Origin of the sequence: Rhodococcus sp. DMU2021 (assembly GCF_019641445.1) — a bacterium.
Lineage (GTDB): Bacteria > Actinomycetota > Actinomycetes > Mycobacteriales > Mycobacteriaceae > Rhodococcus > Rhodococcus pyridinivorans.
In genome coordinates this window covers 524,460-541,295 of record NZ_JAIFKB010000002.1, presented here as the reverse complement: position 1 = coordinate 541,295, position 16,836 = coordinate 524,460, and the positions used below count along the sequence as shown (strand labels likewise).

General features: G+C 68.4%; 14 protein-coding genes and 1 pseudogene. 8 read left to right on the top strand and 7 right to left on the bottom strand.

Features of this window, described 5'->3' with window-relative positions; all coding sequences use genetic code 11:
• A pseudogene (locus K3M35_RS05975) lies at nucleotides 1-599 on the bottom strand (glucose-6-phosphate isomerase); the annotation flags it as partial.
• A gap of 119 nt (nucleotides 600-718) precedes the next feature.
• Here K3M35_RS05975 and K3M35_RS05970 point away from each other — a divergent pair.
• Nucleotides 719-2,170: an NAD-dependent succinate-semialdehyde dehydrogenase gene (locus K3M35_RS05970; protein ID WP_220666137.1), complete on the top strand. Its 1,452-nt coding sequence runs from the start codon at nucleotides 719-721 to the stop codon at nucleotides 2,168-2,170.
• A gap of 80 nt (nucleotides 2,171-2,250) precedes the next feature.
• Here K3M35_RS05970 and K3M35_RS05965 read toward each other — a convergent pair whose 3' ends face one another.
• Entirely contained in the window at nucleotides 2,251-2,586 is a 336-nt protein-coding gene (locus tag K3M35_RS05965; protein WP_006553758.1) for a chorismate mutase, read from the bottom strand.
• A 234-nt stretch (nucleotides 2,587-2,820) separates the two neighbouring features.
• Here K3M35_RS05965 and pcrA point away from each other — a divergent pair, with 234 nt between their 5' ends.
• Nucleotides 2,821-5,199: a DNA helicase PcrA gene (gene pcrA, locus K3M35_RS05960; RefSeq protein ID WP_024103168.1), complete on the top strand. Its 2,379-nt coding sequence runs from the start codon at nucleotides 2,821-2,823 to the stop codon at nucleotides 5,197-5,199.
• Between the two features lie 110 nt (nucleotides 5,200-5,309).
• Here the strand turns inward: pcrA and K3M35_RS05955 are convergent, their stop codons facing one another.
• Nucleotides 5,310-6,299 (bottom strand): M23 family metallopeptidase, encoded by a 990-nt coding sequence (locus K3M35_RS05955; protein ID WP_006553760.1) that lies wholly within the window; start codon nucleotides 6,297-6,299, stop codon nucleotides 5,310-5,312.
• Nucleotides 6,300-6,741: 442 nt separating this feature from the next.
• Between K3M35_RS05955 and sucC the strand changes: the two genes are divergently transcribed.
• Nucleotides 6,742-7,911 (top strand): ADP-forming succinate--CoA ligase subunit beta, encoded by a 1,170-nt coding sequence (sucC, locus tag K3M35_RS05950; protein ID WP_006553761.1) that lies wholly within the window; start codon nucleotides 6,742-6,744, stop codon nucleotides 7,909-7,911.
• Nucleotides 7,912-7,927: 16 nt separating this feature from the next.
• A complete protein-coding gene (gene sucD, locus K3M35_RS05945; RefSeq protein ID WP_006553762.1) occupies nucleotides 7,928-8,830 on the top strand; it encodes a succinate--CoA ligase subunit alpha in 903 nt (300 codons plus the stop codon).
• A 68-nt stretch (nucleotides 8,831-8,898) separates the two neighbouring features.
• Here sucD and K3M35_RS05940 read toward each other — a convergent pair whose 3' ends face one another.
• Nucleotides 8,899-9,522 carry a YigZ family protein gene (locus K3M35_RS05940; RefSeq protein WP_006553763.1) on the bottom strand — a complete coding sequence of 208 codons (624 nt, stop codon included), beginning with the start codon at nucleotides 9,520-9,522 and terminating at the stop codon, nucleotides 8,899-8,901.
• A gap of 83 nt (nucleotides 9,523-9,605) precedes the next feature.
• On the opposite strand from K3M35_RS05940, the gene K3M35_RS05935 reads away from it, so the two are divergent.
• From K3M35_RS05935 to purH, 4 genes are read left to right on the top strand one after another with little or no spacing between them, the layout of a single operon-like run.
• Entirely contained in the window at nucleotides 9,606-10,697 is a 1,092-nt protein-coding gene (locus K3M35_RS05935; protein ID WP_217580093.1) for a DUF5336 domain-containing protein, read from the top strand.
• 49 nt (nucleotides 10,698-10,746) lie between these two features.
• Nucleotides 10,747-12,348, top strand: a complete 1,602-nt coding sequence (locus tag K3M35_RS05930) for a DUF6350 family protein (protein ID WP_217580092.1) — start codon at nucleotides 10,747-10,749, stop codon at nucleotides 12,346-12,348.
• Between the two features lie 55 nt (nucleotides 12,349-12,403).
• Nucleotides 12,404-13,051 carry a phosphoribosylglycinamide formyltransferase gene (gene purN / locus K3M35_RS05925; protein WP_024103172.1) on the top strand — a complete coding sequence of 216 codons (648 nt, stop codon included), beginning with the start codon at nucleotides 12,404-12,406 and terminating at the stop codon, nucleotides 13,049-13,051.
• Nucleotides 13,038-14,600: a bifunctional phosphoribosylaminoimidazolecarboxamide formyltransferase/IMP cyclohydrolase gene (gene purH / locus K3M35_RS05920; RefSeq protein WP_006553767.1), complete on the top strand. Its 1,563-nt coding sequence runs from the start codon at nucleotides 13,038-13,040 to the stop codon at nucleotides 14,598-14,600. Before purN ends, purH begins: the two co-directional genes overlap by 14 nt.
• A 39-nt stretch (nucleotides 14,601-14,639) precedes the next feature.
• Here the strand turns inward: purH and K3M35_RS05915 are convergent, their stop codons facing one another.
• The 3 genes from K3M35_RS05915 to K3M35_RS05905 form a co-directional block, all read right to left on the bottom strand.
• Nucleotides 14,640-14,882, bottom strand: a complete 243-nt coding sequence (locus K3M35_RS05915; protein WP_006553768.1) for a hypothetical protein — start codon at nucleotides 14,880-14,882, stop codon at nucleotides 14,640-14,642.
• Between the two features lie 309 nt (nucleotides 14,883-15,191).
• Nucleotides 15,192-16,157, bottom strand: a complete 966-nt coding sequence (locus K3M35_RS05910) for an alpha/beta hydrolase (RefSeq protein WP_024103174.1) — start codon at nucleotides 16,155-16,157, stop codon at nucleotides 15,192-15,194.
• Nucleotides 16,158-16,169: 12 nt separating this feature from the next.
• The gene (locus K3M35_RS05905; protein ID WP_006553770.1) at nucleotides 16,170-16,799 is read right to left on the bottom strand and encodes a DUF4126 domain-containing protein; all 630 of its coding nucleotides are present in this window, start codon (nucleotides 16,797-16,799) and stop codon (nucleotides 16,170-16,172) included.
• Between the last annotated feature and the right edge of the window lie 37 nt (nucleotides 16,800-16,836).

Here is a 16,836-nt window from a genome sequence, read left to right as displayed (position 1 = left end):
AACACGGTCGTCGCCGGGTCCAGGTCGGCCAGTGCCGCGGTCAGATCGGCGGGGTCGACGTTGGAGACGAACCGCGTCGCCGGCCCGTCGTGGAAGCGCCGCAGTGCGCGGGTGACCATTGCCGGGCCGAGATCGGAGCCGCCGATGCCGATGTTGACCACCGTGGTGATCTGCTGCCCGGTGGCGCCGCGCCAGTCGCCGCTGCGGAGGCGGTCGGTGAACTCGCCCATCCGGTCGAGCACGGTGTGGACATCGGCGACGACATCGACCCCGTCGACGATCAACTGCGCATCGCGGGGCAGACGCAGGGCGGTGTGCAGCACCGCCCGATCCTCGGTGACGTTGATGTGCGCACCCGAGAGCATCGCCTCCCGAGCCGCGGCGATCCCCGCGGTGTCGGCGAGCTCGAGCAGGGCCTGCACGACCGGGGTGTCGAGGCGTTGTTTGCTGAAATCGATCACCAGATCCCCGGCAGGGACCGTCAACGCCGAGACCCTGTCGGGTTCGGTGGTGAACAACTGCCGCAGCGACACCGATTCGAGCCGGTCGCGATGGTCTTCCAGAGCTTTCCACGGTGCCGTTGCGGTTACGTCGCTCATGTCGTCGACAGTAGTGCGCCCCGACACGGTGCGCCCGGTGTGCAACTGGGCCCCGGTGTGTGACGAAGGGATCCCTCGGTTTCCCACAGCGAGCGACCGCGACGCGCATGATGGGGCATATGGATGCTGCAGAACTGATTCGGTCCGTCCCCACCGACCTGTTCCTCGGCGGTGAGTGGGTGGCGGCCGAGAACGGAACCACCTTCGGAGTCCACGATCCCGCGACCGGTGACGAACTCACCCGTGTCGCCGATGCCGCGCCCGGTGATGCCTTGCGGGCCCTCGACGCGGCCGTCGCGGCCGGTCCGGAATGGGCTGCGACCCCGCCGCGAGAACGCGCCGAACTGTTGCGGACGGTGTGGCGGAAGATCACCGAACGCGCCGACGACTTCGCGCTGCTCATGACACTCGAGATGGGTAAGGCACTACCGGAGAGCCGATCGGAGGTGACCTACGGCGCCGAATTTCTGCGATGGTTCTCCGAGGAGGCGGTCCGCATCGCCGGTCGCTACACGCCCGCCCCTGCCGGCACCGGTCGCGTTCTCGTGACGAAACAACCCGTCGGTCCCTGCCTGGCCATCACACCGTGGAACTTCCCGCTCGCGATGGGAACCCGCAAGATCGCTCCCGCCCTCGCGGCGGGATGCACGATCATCGTCAAGCCCGCGTCCGAGACGCCCCTCACGATCCAGCTGCTCGCGCAGCTCTTCGACGAGGCAGGACTACCCAAGGGTGTCCTGTCGGTGCTCCCGTCTTCACATGCCGGTGAGGTCACCGGGCCGCTCCTCGAGGATCCCCGGCTGCGCAAGCTCACCTTCACCGGCTCCACCGAGGTCGGGCGCATGCTCGCCGAGAAGGCCGGTCGTTCGCTGCTGCGCACCTCGCTCGAGCTCGGAGGCAACGCGCCGTTCGTCGTCTTCGAGGACGCCGACCTCGACGCCGCGGTCGAGGGCGCGGTGGCAGCCAAGCTGCGCAACGGGGGAGAGGCCTGCACGGCCGCGAACCGCTTCCACGTCCACAACTCGGTGCGCGACGCCTTCGTCGCCAAGCTCACCGAACGCATGGCGTCGTACAAGCTCGGGCCGGGAACGGACCCCGACGCGACGCTGGGCCCCCTGGTCAACGAGAACCAGAAGAAGACCGTGATCGAACTCGTGCAGGACGCGGTGTCGGCGGGTGCCTCGGTGCGCCTGGGCGGTGAACCCGCGGACGGACCGGGATGGTTCTACCCGGCCACCGTGCTCGACGACGTGCCGAAGCAGGCCCGCATCCTGCAGGAAGAGGTCTTCGGGCCGGTCGCGGCCGTCACCGGCTTCGACACCGAGGAGGAAGCCCTCGCAGCGGCGAACGATACCCGCTACGGGCTCGCTGCCTACATCTTCACGCGCGACCTCGACCGGGCCCTGCGCGTGTCGCATGCGCTCGAAACGGGCATCGTCGGTGTGAACCGCGGTGTCGTCTCGGATGTCGCGGCCCCCTTCGGAGGAATCAAGGATTCCGGGCTGGGACGCGAGGGCGGTACCGAAGGCATCGAGGAATTCCTCGAAACCAAGTACATCGCCCTGCAGTAGGGAACTCGGCGATGGTCGGGACGGCCTCGCCGTCAGTGACGCGGACGGCCTCGCCGTCAGTGACGCGGACGGCCACGCCGTTAGTGGCCCAGGCGGCCACGCCCGAGGCGGAGCAGCAGCATCGCCAGGGTGTGGCCTTCCTGGCCCAACTCGCTGAACCGCTCGAGGACCTTCATCTCGCGGCTGTGCACGAGACGGGTACCGCCGGACGCCATGCGGGTACGCCCGATCATGCGGGAGACCTCGGTGCGGCGCTTGACCGCGGCCAGGATCTCGGCGTCGAGACGATCGATCTCCTTGCGGAGCTCCTCGATCTCGGCCTCGGTGGGCACTGCGGTGTCGTCGGTCGCGGCCGGTGTTCCGGCGTTCGCCTGGTCCGGCTCGCCGGAAAGGGAAGAATCGATGTGCGTGCTCATGTCGTCTCCTCGCATCTGCTCTGAAGGATCGCCCGTATGGGAGCGGCTGTTACCGGTATCGGGTCGGGCCGGCAGTCGGGAATCGACAGCGACAACCGGAACTCGATCCGAGCCTGCAAAGGACAGAAGACATGGTCTCCAGTTTGCCACTCACCATGTAGGCCCTGCCACTCGGCTTGATCGACTGTGTGGTCCGGATCCGTTGTCCGAACGGTCCGGTAGTTTGGTGAAACGATGAACACTCCCGTCGCGCTCGCAAACTCCCGCCCCGGATCCGATGCTCTTCTCGAAGGGCTCAATCCGCAGCAGCGGGAAGCGGTCACGCACGAAGGAGCCCCGCTGCTGATCGTCGCGGGCGCGGGCTCCGGCAAGACTGCGGTGCTCACGCGTCGCATCGCCTATCTGCTGGCCGAGCGCGGCGTCGTCCCTGGTCAGGTGCTCGCCATCACGTTCACCAACAAGGCCGCCGCCGAGATGCGCGAGCGGGTGGCGGCTCTGGTGGGGCCGCGCGCGAATGCGATGTGGGTCTCGACCTTCCACTCGAGCTGCGTCCGGATCCTGCGCGCGCAGGCGGGTCTGCTGCAGGGCATGAATTCGAATTTCACGATCTACGACGCCGACGATTCCCGTCGTCTGCTCACGATGATCGCGAAGGATCTCGAACTCGACAGCAAGAAGTACTCCGCCCGGCTGCTGTCCACACAGATCTCGAACCTGAAGAACGAATTGATCGGGCCGGAAGAAGCCGCCCACGAGGCGGAGACCGATTCGGCGGCCACCGAACTCACCCGCGTCGTCGCTCGGGTCTACGCGCACTACCAGCAGCGCCTGCGCACGGCGAACGCCTTCGACTTCGACGACCTCATCGGCGAGACGGTGGCGCTGCTGCAGGCGCATCCGCAGGTCGCCGAGTACTACCGGCGCCGGTTCCGTCACGTCCTGGTCGACGAGTACCAGGACACCAACCACGCGCAGTACGTGCTGGTGCGCACCCTCGTGGGCGATCCGGAGGAGGAATCCGCCGTCCCCCCGAGCGAACTGTGCGTGGTGGGCGACGCCGACCAGTCGATCTACGCCTTCCGCGGCGCCACGATCCGCAACATCGAGGAGTTCGAGCGCGACTATCCGCAGGCGCGCACGATCCTGCTCGAACAGAATTACCGCTCCACCCAGAACATCTTGTCGGCGGCCAATTCCGTCATCTCCAAGAACACGGGTCGCCGCGAGAAGCGGCTGTGGACCGATTCGGGTGAGGGCGAACTCATCACCGGCTACGTCGCCGACAACGAGCACGACGAGGCGCGGTTCGTCGCCGCCGAGATCGACCGGCTCGTCGACGGCGGCGACACCACCTACTCCGACATCGCGGTGTTCTACCGCACCAACAATGCCTCCCGCGCGTTCGAGGACGTCTTCATCCGGCACGGTGTGCCCTACAAGGTCGTCGGTGGTGTGCGGTTCTACGAGCGCAAGGAGGTGCGCGACGTCGTTGCGTACCTGAAGGTGCTCGACAACCCCGACGACACGGTGAGCCTGCGCCGCATCCTCAACACCCCTCGCCGCGGTATCGGCGATCGTGCCGAGGCGTGCGTGGCGGTGCACGCCGAGCGGCTCGGTGTGAGCTTCGGGCAGGCCCTCGCCGACGCCGCGGCCGGCAAGGTCGCGCTGCTGAACACGCGGGCGCAGAAGGCGATCGCCGGTTTCGTCGAGATGATGGACGGCCTGCGGGCGATGCTCGTCGCGAGCGACGCCGACGGCAACGACATGGTGGACATCGGCGACGTCGTCGAGGCGATCCTCGATCGCACCGGATACAGCGCCGAGTTGTCGGCGAGCGACGACCCGCAGGACGGCGCCCGTCTCGACAACCTCCACGAACTCGTCAGCGTGGCAAGGGAATTCAGTGCCGACGTCCGTAACGCGGCCGGGATCGTCGACGACGAACGTGAAGAGGGGGATCCCGAACCAGGATCGCTCGCGGCGTTCCTCGAGAAGGTCTCGCTCGTCGCCGACGCCGACCAGATCCCGGAGAACGAGGCCGGTGTGGTCACGCTGATGACGTTGCACACCGCGAAGGGCCTCGAGTTCCCGGTTGTGTTCGTCACCGGTTGGGAGGACGGCCAGTTCCCGCACATGCGTGCCCTCGGCGATCCGGCCGAGCTGTCCGAGGAACGGCGACTCGCGTATGTCGGCATCACGCGCGCCCGGCGTCGTCTCTATCTCACGCGGGCCGTGTTGCGTTCGTCCTGGGGGCAGCCGCTCACCAATCCGGAATCTCGTTTCCTGCAAGAGATTCCGCAGCACCTCATCGACTGGCGACGCCTCGAGCCCACGCCCGCCCGTGGTCAGGCGATCGGCTCGGGCACTGGTTCACGGTTCGGTGCGGGCGAGCGGCGCGGATCCTCGGGAACACCGAGTTTCGGTGCGGCGCGCGGACGCAACAACCACTTGGTGCTCGACGTCGGCGACCGCGTCAGCCATGACAAGTACGGTCTCGGAACGGTTCTCGAAACTCGGGGCTCGGGCCCCACGGCCACCGTCGTGATCGACTTCGGCAGTGCCGGCAAGGTGCGGTTGATGCTCGTCGGCGGTGTGCCGATGATCAAACTGTGATGCCCTGAAAGCCTGTGTCAGGCGCGGATTCGCACGAAAGAGCGGGTCCGCACCGAAGCGGGAAAGAGGGCGGAACGGGACGCACGCCGAACGTACGGCGGCGAGGTCGGTCAGTCGCGCTGGATGCCGAGGGCGATACCCCGGGTGGCGAGCCACGGGACGGGATCGATCTTGTCGACGCCGTTGAGGTGCACCTCGAAGTGCAGGTGCGGGCCGGTGGAGAAGCCGCGGTTGCCCATGGTGGCGATCTGGTCGCCGGCCATGACGTGTTGACCCACGGTCACCAGGGACTGGTCGATGTGCCCGTACACGGTGATGGTGCCGTCGGCGTGGAGGAGGCGGACCCACATGCCGAAGCCGGAAGCCGGGCCGGAATCGATGACCTCACCGTCGGCGACCGCGAGGATCGGGGTGCCGATGGGGCCTGCGATGTCGACGCCGGCGTGGAGGGTGCCCCAGCGTGCGCCGAAGTTCGAGGTGAACGACCCCGCGGCGGGGAGGACGAACAGCGGGCGACGGGCCGCGGCCTCGCGCGCAGCGCGTTCCTCGCTGAATCGCTGGCCCTTGGCCAGGAGATTCGAGAACTGCGACAGGTCGTTCGGGTCGGCGATGTTGAGCACCTGCGGGGCCTGCGACGGCTCGGCGTCGGCGCTCGGCGCGAACTGTGCGGCCTGCGGCACTGCGGTGGCCGTGATGATCGAGGAATCGGCTTCGCCGGCGGCGAGAGCGACCTCGGAGTGCTCGGTGTTCTGTCCCGGACCACCATTGGCTGCGGCCTGGCCCGCGGCGACCACGGCGCCTGCGGCGACCGCGAAGACTGCGGCGCGGCCCTTGAGGGCAGTGGGGGGAGTGGGAAGTCGATGGGCTCCACCGCGGGATGCGGGAGCGGTGACGTCGGTGCTCTCGTCGCGACGATCCTGCGCGAAGCGGTCGTCGCGGACGGCATGGCCGAAGGAGTCGGAGTAGTAGGTGGGCTCGGAACCGGGGCCGGTGTTACGGAAGTCCATCGTGGCGGCTTCCCAGGCATTCCAGTCTTCGGGTGCCGATTCGGGGCGGCGGGTTCGGCTCTCGGCACTCGGGTTACCAGAGCGCATCGCCATCCTCCGTTCGTGACCTCATCGTTACTTCGACCAGGCGACGGTAACGAAGTGATCGCGGGGGTGGCAAGCCGTAGTTCGTCCGGCGGACGTTATGTGAGTGGCATCACAGTGCAAACCGGGGCAAATTGGGACATGCCCCAGCGTCCGGAGTTCCAAACACTGTTTTCCGATACGTCACGAGTCTGTTGCATCGCGGCAGCGTGGGATCCGGTGTCGGGGAGCGAGTGGGTACCTGTCATTCTGAACCGAGTGCTCCGCTCGAACGTGGCGCCCGCCACGTCCCGGGAGGGGAACTGCGAAGTCGTTCCCGGACCTACGCGCGCGTGACCTGTGCCACATGGGACTGCCGCGCGTGATCCGCGGCCCGGCCGAGAAACTAGAGTCCGAAACGACCCGCTCGATACCCCGGAGCGGGCGTGAACGCAGACGAGACGGTGAGCAGATGGATCTCTTCGAATATCAGGCGAAGGAACTCTTCGCCAAGCATGACGTGCCGACGTCGGCCGGCCGTGTTACCGACACTGTCGCCGGTGCCCGCGAGATCGCGGAGGAAATCGGCAAGCCGGTCATGGTCAAGGCCCAGGTCAAGGTCGGCGGCCGCGGCAAGGCCGGTGGCGTGAAGTACGCCGCCACCGCAGACGACGCGCAGACCCACGCCGAGAACATCCTCGGGCTCGACATCAAGGGTCACATCGTCAAGAAGCTCCTGGTCGCCGAGGCCAGCGACATCGCGGAGGAGTACTACATCTCCTTCCTGCTCGACCGCACCAACCGCACCTACCTGGCGATGTGCTCGGTCGAGGGCGGCATGGAGATCGAAGAGGTCGCCGCCACCAAGCCGGAGCGCCTCGCCAAGGTCCCCGTCGACGCCGTCAAGGGTGTCGACCTCGCGTTCGCGCGCGAGATCGCCGAGAAGGGCCACCTGCCCGCCGAGGTCCTCGACGCCGCAGCCGTGACCATCCAGAAGCTGTGGGAGGTCTTCGTCAAGGAAGACGCTCTTCTCGTGGAGGTCAACCCCCTCGTCCGTACCCCGGACGACCAGATCCTCGCCCTCGACGGCAAGGTCACCCTGGATGCCAACGCCGACTTCCGTCAGCCCGGCCACGCCGAGTTCGAGGACAAGGACGCCACGGATCCCCTCGAGCTCAAGGCCAAGGAGAACGACCTCAACTACGTCAAGCTCGACGGCGAGGTCGGAATCATCGGTAACGGCGCCGGCCTGGTCATGTCGACCCTCGACGTCGTCGCCTACGCAGGCGAGAAGCACGGCGGCGTCAAGCCCGCCAACTTCCTCGACATCGGTGGCGGCGCCTCTGCGGCCGTCATGGCTGCCGGTCTCGACGTCATCCTGAACGACGCTCAGGTCAAGAGCGTGTTCGTCAACGTCTTCGGTGGCATCACCGCGTGCGACGCGGTCGCGAACGGCATCGTCAAGGCCCTCGAGATCCTCGGCGACGAGGCCAACAAGCCGCTGGTCGTCCGCCTCGACGGCAACAACGTCGACGAAGGTCGCCGCATCCTCGCCGAGGCCAACCACCCGCTGGTCACGGTCGTCGCCACCATGGACGAGGCTGCCGACAAGGCGGCCGAACTCGCCTTCGCAGCGAAGTAAAGGGACACACAGAACAATGGCAATCTTCCTTACCAAGGATTCCAAGGTCATCGTCCAGGGCATCACCGGCGGCGAGGGCACCAAGCACACCGCGCTCATGCTCAAGGCCGGCACCCAGGTCGTCGGCGGCGTGAACGCCCGCAAGGCCGGCACGACGGTCTCGCACACCGACAAGGACGGCAACCCGGTCGAGCTCCCCGTCTTCGGCTCCGTCGCCGAGGCCATGAAGGAGACCGGCGCCGATGTCTCGATCGCGTTCGTTCCCCCGGCCTTCTCGAAGGACGCCATCGTCGAGGCCATCGACGCGGAGATCCCGCTGCTCGTGGTCATCACCGAGGGCATCCCGGTGCAGGACTCCGCCTACGCTTGGGCGTACAACGTCCAGAAGGGCAACAAGACCCGCATCATCGGCCCCAACTGCCCCGGCATCATCACCCCGGGTGAGGCGCTCGTCGGCATCACCCCGGCGAACATCGCCGGCAAGGGTCCGGTCGGCCTCGTCTCGAAGTCGGGCACCCTGACCTACCAGATGATGTTCGAGCTGCGCGAGTACGGCTTCTCGACCGCCATCGGCATCGGCGGCGACCCGGTCATCGGCACCACCCACATCGATGCCATCGAGGCGTTCGAGAAGGACCCGGAGACCAAGGTCATCGTCATGATCGGCGAGATCGGCGGCGACGCCGAGGAGCGCGCGGCCGATTACATCAAGGCCAACGTGACCAAGCCCGTCGTCGGCTACGTCGCAGGCTTCACCGCTCCCGAGGGCAAGACCATGGGCCACGCCGGCGCCATCGTCTCGGGCTCCTCGGGCACCGCTCAGGCCAAGAAGGACGCTCTCGAGGCGGCTGGCGTGAAGGTCGGCAAGACGCCGTCCGAGACCGCTGCGCTCGCTCGCGAGATCCTGCAGTCGCTCTGACAGCAGCGTCGCCTTCCGTGCGCGCCTTCCGGTGGCGTTCCGCCATCGGGAGGCGCGCACGCGCCGTTTCAGGAGTCGATCCAGTCGACTCCCGCGGGTTCGAGTTCGCCCGCCCCGGACGTCAGTGACGCCACCCAGCCCTCCAGTTCGCTCCGCTCGCGCCCCGCGACGGTGAGGACCACCCGGTCCGCATAGGCCGCGTCGAGCACTGCGACCCCGCGGCCGCGCAGTTCCGCCTCCACGCGACCCGCTTCGCCGTGATCGATCGCGAGGGTGAACTTCTCCTGCTGCCTGCGCTCGACGAGGGGCGCCTCGTCCAAGGCCGTCGCGACCGCACCCGAGTACGCGCGCACCAGCCCGCCCGCGCCGAGCTTGATCCCTCCGAACCATCGGGTTACCACCACCGCGACGTTCACCAGATCCCGGTGGTGCAGGACCTGCAGCATCGGGATGCCGGCCGTGCCGCCCGGCTCCCCGTCGTCGCTCGACCGCTCGGCACGCGCCGACGGGTCGTCACCCACCACGAACGCCCAGCAGTGATGTCGGGCATCGGGATACAGTCGGCGTTGTTCGTCGACGAAGGCGAGCGCGGCGTCGGCCGTGTCGACACGACGAACCGCGGCGAGGAAACGCGAGTGCTTCACCTCCGTCTCGACCACGACGTCGGGGCCCGGGGCGAGAGTGTGCGGCATGGACCCCATTCTCTCGGGTAGTCCCTAGGCTGTTGACTGCAGGACGAGTGACCGACACACACCGATCGACGGCAGGAGAATCGATGACATTCCCCGCAGGCGCATCCGCCCAGAGCAAGGTGGTGCCGTTGTTGCTGCCACTCGCGGTGGCCGTGCTCGGTGCCGTGAACTTCCTCCTCGGCCTCACGCCCTTCGTGAACATCACCTTCGGCTCGCAGGTGGCGCTCACGTCCTTCGATTTCGGCTTCGCCGTCGTGCCGCTGGCCTTCCTGCTCTTCGGCGGTGTGAGCGCGGCGCTGTCGCTGCTCCCCGGCCAGGACCTGCGTGCGGTGGCCGTCGCGGCGTCGGGCGTCGGTTTCGTGACATCCCTGTTCCAGCTCTTCCATCTGCCCGAGGACACCGGGATCGCGTGGGGCGGCGTGACGATCCTCGTCCTCGGTTTCCTGCAGTTCGCGCTGGCGCTCGTCGCATTGCTGTTCGGCCTCGGCATCCTCGTGTCCGGCCGGTCGGGTGAGCGGAGTTCCTTCGGGTCGCCGCAGAGCGCCGGGCAGTACCAGGGATTCGGGACCGGTGCGGGAACAGGTCAGCCCCAGGGCTCCGGTTCGCCGCAGATTTACGGTCCGCAGGGATACGGCCAGCCCTACGGCTCGCAGCAGGGAGCCGTCGGGCCGTCCCAGTTCGGTGCGCCGCATCCCGGACACCAGGCGTATCCCGGACAGCAGACGTCGGGGGAGTACTCCGGCGCGCAGCAGTATTCGGGGTCGCAGCAGTACGGCGGTTCCCAGCAGTATCCGGACGCCCAGCAGTACGGCGGGCAGCAGTACAGCGGAGCCCAGCAGTTCCCCGGTTCCCAGCAGTTCCCGGGCGCTCAGCAGTTCCCGGGCGCTCAGCAGTACGGCGGGGGAGCACAGTATTCCGGTGCCCAGCAGTACGGCGCCGGCCAGCAGTACACGGGTGCGCAGCCGACCCAGCAGTACCCGGTCCAGGAACCGCACGGCACTCAGGACTCGACGGACCACACCGACACCCGGGCGGACGGCCCAGCCACCCGGGCGGACGGCACAGTGTCCGATGACGACACGACGGGCACGGAACGTCGCGAGGAGACCGGGACCACTGCGACCGGCGACCAGGACGCCACGCAGGCCTTCCGCGCACCGGACGACCAGCGGTGATCGGCGCGCCTGACACCACGATCGCCGTGTCGGTGACACTCTCGAACCGATGACTTCGACGCTCGGCCGGTCCACCCGGCACGTTCCAACCGACGACGACAGCCTGGACCCGGAGCGGTTTCGCATCCTGCTCGGCACCGCGGCCCGCGTTCCGGCGGTGACGCTCGCCGTCGTGGCCACCATCGTGGTGACGACGATGGTCGTCGCCAACAGCGACCTCACCGGCATCTACGCTGCGATCGCCGGCACGTGGCTCGCACTGCACCAGGTGACGCTCACGATCGACGGCACGTCGCTCGGTGTGCTGCCGCTGCTGCCCACCGCGGTCCTGGTGTGGCAGGCGGCGCGCGGGTGTGCGTCCGCGGCCGACGCGCTTGTCGAGAACAGTGGGTACGCCCTCGACCGTCAGGATGTCTCGCGCATCACCGTCGCCGTCCTCGCCGGCCCGCTACTGGTGACCGCGGCGTCGCTGATCGTGCTGCAGGATGCGGCGAGCGTGCTGCCGGTGACGCCTCCGAATGCAGCTGCCGCGCTCGCGTGGGTCACCGCCATCTACCTGGCCGCGGCTCTCATCGGTATCGGCTCCCGTGTGTGGAAGCCGCTGGTGCGCTACTACTCGGCTCCCGATTGGCTCGTGCTCGCCTTCCGTCCGGCACTGCGGGTGCTGCTGGGGATGTTCGCCCTCGGTGGGGTGGCGGTCGTCGCCGGACTGTTGTGGTCGTGGAACGTCGTCGGTGAACTGCTCGCGCGCGGGGATCACTGGACCGGCGTGCTGGGGCTGACGGTGATGTCGATCCTGTACCTGCCCAACGTCATCATCGGTGCCGCGGCCGTTCTGGCGGGCAGCACCGTGCACGTCGGCGACATCCACCTGAGCCTGTTCGAGGCGACGGGCGGTGACCTCCCGGCGCTGCCGGTGCTCGCGGCGGTCCCCTCGGGTCCGGCCGCAGCGTTCTGGCCGGTGCTGCTGGCCGTTCCGGCGACGGTCGGTGCGCTGCTCGGACGTTTCGCCGCGCAGCGAACCCTGCAGGCGAAGGCCGACGGTGCCCCGGTGGGCAGCGCCGACGCTTCATGGACGGTGCTCGCTGCCGCAGCGGGCGCCGGACTCGTCACGGCGCTGGCGACCTGGGTTGCGGGCGGCCCGCTCGGCGTCTTCGGCACGGTCGGCGCCAACTGGTGGCTCGCCGGCATCCTCGTCTTCGCCTGGTCGGGCCTGCTCGGCATCATCACGGCGCAGCTGCTCGTGTGGCGCGAAGGACGATTGGCCGCGGTGGCACTGCGCGCCGACACCGAGGTGGACGAGGAGACCTCGGAGGATGCGACGGACGCGGACGAGGTCGACGACGCCGCTGATGCAGGAGCCGACGGAGAACTCGAGGCGGCCGAGAACGAGACCTCGGCACTCGAAGCTCCTGTGGCAGAGGACACCACCGCCGCCGAGCGCGAGGTGGCAGAAGTCGACGAGGACGAAGCCGCCGCAGTCGACGAGGACGAGGCTGCCGAGGACGACGCGGAGAGCCTCGAAGAGGATGCGGACGCCGACGACGTCATCGACGCCGAGGTGGTCGAGGTCGTCGACGAGGATGACGCCGAGGACGACGACGAGCCCGCCGAGGAGGTCGCGAACAAGGCCGAAAAGGGTGCCGACTAGGCTCTCCTACGGCCGGTCGATCGGCCGACCCACCTCGACTTCACAGGAGTGGACCCTGACTGCCTCGCGTGACCAGCTGCCGCCCACTGCGCCGGCGCGGCTCGTCGTCCTCGCTTCGGGCACGGGCAGCCTCTTGCGTTCGCTGCTCGACGCCACCCGGACCGACGGATATCCCGCGACAGTCGTCGCTGTCGGTGTCGACCGCGAATGCCCCGCCGAAGGGCACGCCGCCGACGAGGGGATCCCCTCGTTCCGCGTCGCGTTGCGCGACTTCGAGGACCGCACCGCGTGGGACCGCGCGCTGACCGACGCGGTCGCCGCCCACGAACCCGACCTCGTGGTGTCCGCAGGCTTCATGAAGATCCTGGGTTCGGCGTTCCTGGAACGGTTCGCCGGCCGCATCATCAACACTCATCCCGCGCTGCTGCCGTCGTTCCCCGGCGCGCACGCCGTCGCCGACGCCCTGGCCTACGGCGTCAAGGTCACCGGTTCGACGGTGCATCTCGTCGACGGGGGAGTCGACACCGGACCGATCCTCGCGCAGGAAGCCGTGCAGGTGCTCGACGACGACGACGAGGACACCCTGCACGAGCGCATCAAGGTTGTGGAGCGGCGGCTGCTGGCCGAGATGGTCGCCGCCGTCGCCACCCGTGGAGTTGTTTCCGATGGACGAAAGGCCGTGATCCCCGGTGACCGAACGTAAGACTGTGCGCCGCGCGCTGGTCAGCGTGTACGACAAGAGCGGGCTGGTGGAGCTGGCGACAGGGCTCCACGCGGCAGGTGTCGAGCTGGTCTCGACCGGCTCCACGGCCAAGACCATCGCCGACGCAGGCGTGCCGGTGACGAAGGTCGAGGAACTGACCGGCTTCCCCGAGTGCCTCGAGGGCCGGGTGAAGACCCTGCACCCGCGCGTGCACGCCGGCATCCTCGCCGACACCCGCAAGCAGGACCACCTCGATCAGATCGCCGATCTGGGCATCGAGGCGTTCGAACTCGTCGTCGTGAACCTCTACCCGTTCACGCAGACGGTCGCCTCGGGTGCGAGCCCCGACGAGTGCGTCGAGCAGATCGACATCGGTGGCCCGTCGATGGTGCGTGCCGCGGCGAAGAACCACCCGTCGGTCGCGGTCGTCGTCGACCCGGCCGCCTACGGTGACGTGCTCGCCGCCGTCGAGGGTGGCGGTTTCACCCTCGAGCAGCGAAAGCGTCTTGCCGCGCAGGCGTTCCAGCACACCGCCGCCTACGACGTCGCGGTGGCGAGCTGGATGAACAGCGATTACGCGGCGCCCGAGGGCGACGAGTCGCAGTTCCCGGCGTGGACCGGCGCTACCTGGACCCGCGCGAATGTCCTTCGCTACGGCGAGAACCCGCACCAGGCCGCGGCCCTGTACGTGAACGAGGCCGGTGAGCCGGGGCTCGCGCAGGCCGAGCAGTTCCACGGCAAGGAGATGTCCTACAACAACTACCAGGACGCCGACGCCGCCTGGCGCGCCGCGCACGACCACAGCGAGCCGTGCGTCGCGATCATCAAGCACGCCAATCCGTGTGGCATCGCGATCGCCGACGACATCGCCACCGCGCACCGCAACGCGCACGAGTGCGATCCGGTCTCGGCCTTCGGTGGCGTCATCGCCGCCAACCGTGAGGTGAGCGTCGAGATGGCGGAGCAGGTCGCCGAGATCTTCACCGAGGTGATCATCGCCCCGTCGTACGCCGACGGGGCTGTCGACGTGCTCTCCCGCAAGAAGAACATCCGCATCCTGCGCGCCGATTCGCCGAAGTCGGCTCCGGTCGAGATCCGTCAGATCTCCGGCGGGCTGCTCCTGCAGGAGCGCGACGTGCTCACCGCGGACGGCGACTCCACCACCAACTGGCAGCTCGCGTGCGGCGAGGCAGCCGACGAGGCCACGCTGCGCGATCTCGAATTCGCCTGGCGCGCATGCCGTGCAGTGAAGTCCAACGCGATCCTGCTGGCCTCGGGCGGCGCGACCGTCGGTGTCGGCATGGGTCAGGTCAACCGCGTCGACTCGGCGCGACTCGCCGTCACCCGTGCGGGTGATCGTGTCGCCGGGTCGGTGGCCGCGTCGGATGCCTTCTTCCCGTTCGCCGACGGTCTACAGGTGCTGACCGAGGCCGGCGTGAAGGCGATCGTGCAGCCGGGTGGCTCGGTGCGCGACAACGAGGTCATCGAGGCCGCTCGCGAGGCCGGCGTGACGCTGTACCTCACCGGCGCGCGGCACTTCGCGCACTAGTCACGAACACACACGCGCGGCACCCACGCGCATCGTCGCTCAGGCGGCGTGCGCGTGGGTGCCGTTGTCGTGCGCGGTGGGTTCGACGGTGCGCTTGCCGCGCCCCTCGGAGATGACGAGCTTGGCAGCGCCGCGGTCGAGCAGCTCGCGGATGAGATCCGCGGAGGCGGCGCCGCTCTCGGTACCGCCGACCCGGCTCAGGTCGATGGTGATGGCGTGACCGGTGAGGTCGTCGGGCAGTTCGGTCGACACGGTGCCGCCGGATTCGATTCTCAGTTTCATGGTGTTTCTCCTGTCGAGGTGATCTTGTACGGGTCGCGGTCGGGGATAGAGAAAGGGCACCCGGGGCGTATGTGCCCCGAGTGCCCGAGAACGAGTCGTCGTGTGACTTCTATTCTCGGGATCGCTCCGCCGCGAAGTGGAAGAAGAAGTGAGAAAACGGTACGGAACAACCGGCTACGTACATGTGCTTGTATCGCATCGGACCGTACCTTTCTCATGTGAACCAGTTGGTTAACGAATGACCATACACGAACAACGCGGAATGGACATTTGTTATTTCCGCGTCGTCCGTGCGTGGGGGTGGGCCGATCAGCCCCTCAGCTTGTCGAGCCACGCTTCGAAACCGGACGTGAACTCGTCGGAGAAGGGCAGGTCGGCGACGTAGTCGGCGCCCGTCGACTGCTGGTCGCCGATGTCCTTGAGCACGTGGTTGGTGCGCGTCATGCGCAGCGACGTCAGACGGGTGTGGACGAGTGCCGCGTCGAGCGCGTCGACGTCCTCGACCCGCACCTGGATGTCCTTGGACGAGACCGCGGTGAGCACCGGCAGGTCGCCGGCGACCTGTGCGGCGAGCATCCGCGGATCGAGCGCGTCCTCCTCGGCGAGTGCCTTCGCGTTGGTGGGGACGAGCCCGGCGTTGCGCAGCGGCTCGGGGAGAGTGTCGCTGAGGGTGCCGTCGGCGCGGAGCGACTCGACCGCGCCGGTGAGCGCGACCCGCAGTTCGTCGGCGATCTGGACGGGAAGTTGTCCCGCGGCGACGACGGCGTCGAGCTGTGCGTCGATCTGGGCGGTCAGCAGGTCGAGCAGGCGCACGGCGAGCGGTTCGAGCAGGCCGAGTCCGGCGATCGAGTCGTTGTCCTGGGCGAGCGACAGCGCGATCAGCGCGCCCTCGCTGTGCCCGACGACGTAGAGCCGCTCCGGGTCGACCCCGCGCTGCGAACCGAGGAAGGCGAGCGCATCGGCGGCGCCGTCGATGAATGTCGAGAAACCGAGATCGGCGACGTCCTCGACGCTGTACGGGCCGAGCGCGGTCACACCGCTGCCGAGCTTGTCGTAGCGCAGACTCGCGAATCCCTTGCGTTCGAGCACGTCGGCGAGATGCCGCAGGGTGCCGATCGATCCGGGGAGCAGTGCGCTGTCGCCGTTGCGGTCGGTGGGACCGCTGCCGGCGAGCAGCAGCACGGCGGGCACCGGACCCCTCATGGAGACGGGTACCCGCAGGCTGCCGTGCAGGGTCACGTCGCCGCTGGAAAAGGTGATCTCGGTGTCCGACATGTCATGTGTCTATCAGAAGTCGCCGGACCGGCCCGTGTCGAGGGCGCCGCGGTGTGGCGTCGGTTTCGTGCGTGACGAACGGGCCCGGCGTACCCGACGGTAGCCCCGTACGCCGAGCCATCCGAACAGCGCCAGCAGCGGGACGACGAGCAGGGGAGCGAGCAGCGCGATCAGCGACGTGACGAACGAGGCGACGCTCTCGACGATCGACAGCACCGGGTTGCCGAAACCGGCGGTGGTCGCGGTACTCGCGACCCGCGTGCCCGTCTGCGCCGTGCTCACCGCCAGGGCGGTCGGGGCGCCGATGACGATGCCCGCGAGTGCCGCCATCGCGGGATCGAGACTCGCGAAGGCCGCCCACGCCGCAAGCGCACCCGCGACGGGCCGGGTCACCGTGCCGAGGGCGGACAGTGCGTTGTCCACGAGCGGCACGAGGTCGGCGACGACCTCCACGGCGGTGGCGATCGTCAGGGCGACGAGCGCCGAGGTGGACCCGAGCCACTGCATCGATTCGTTGAGGACGACCCCGAAGAGTTCGAAGTGGACCGCGGCCGACAGGAGCAGCAGCGGCAGGAAGGTGCGCAGCCCGGTGGCGGCCGCGAGCCCCAGCCCGAGCAGGGCCGCCAGGATCCAGGTGTCCATGCGGCGAGTGTAGGCGGACCGGTCGCGGGATCGCGGA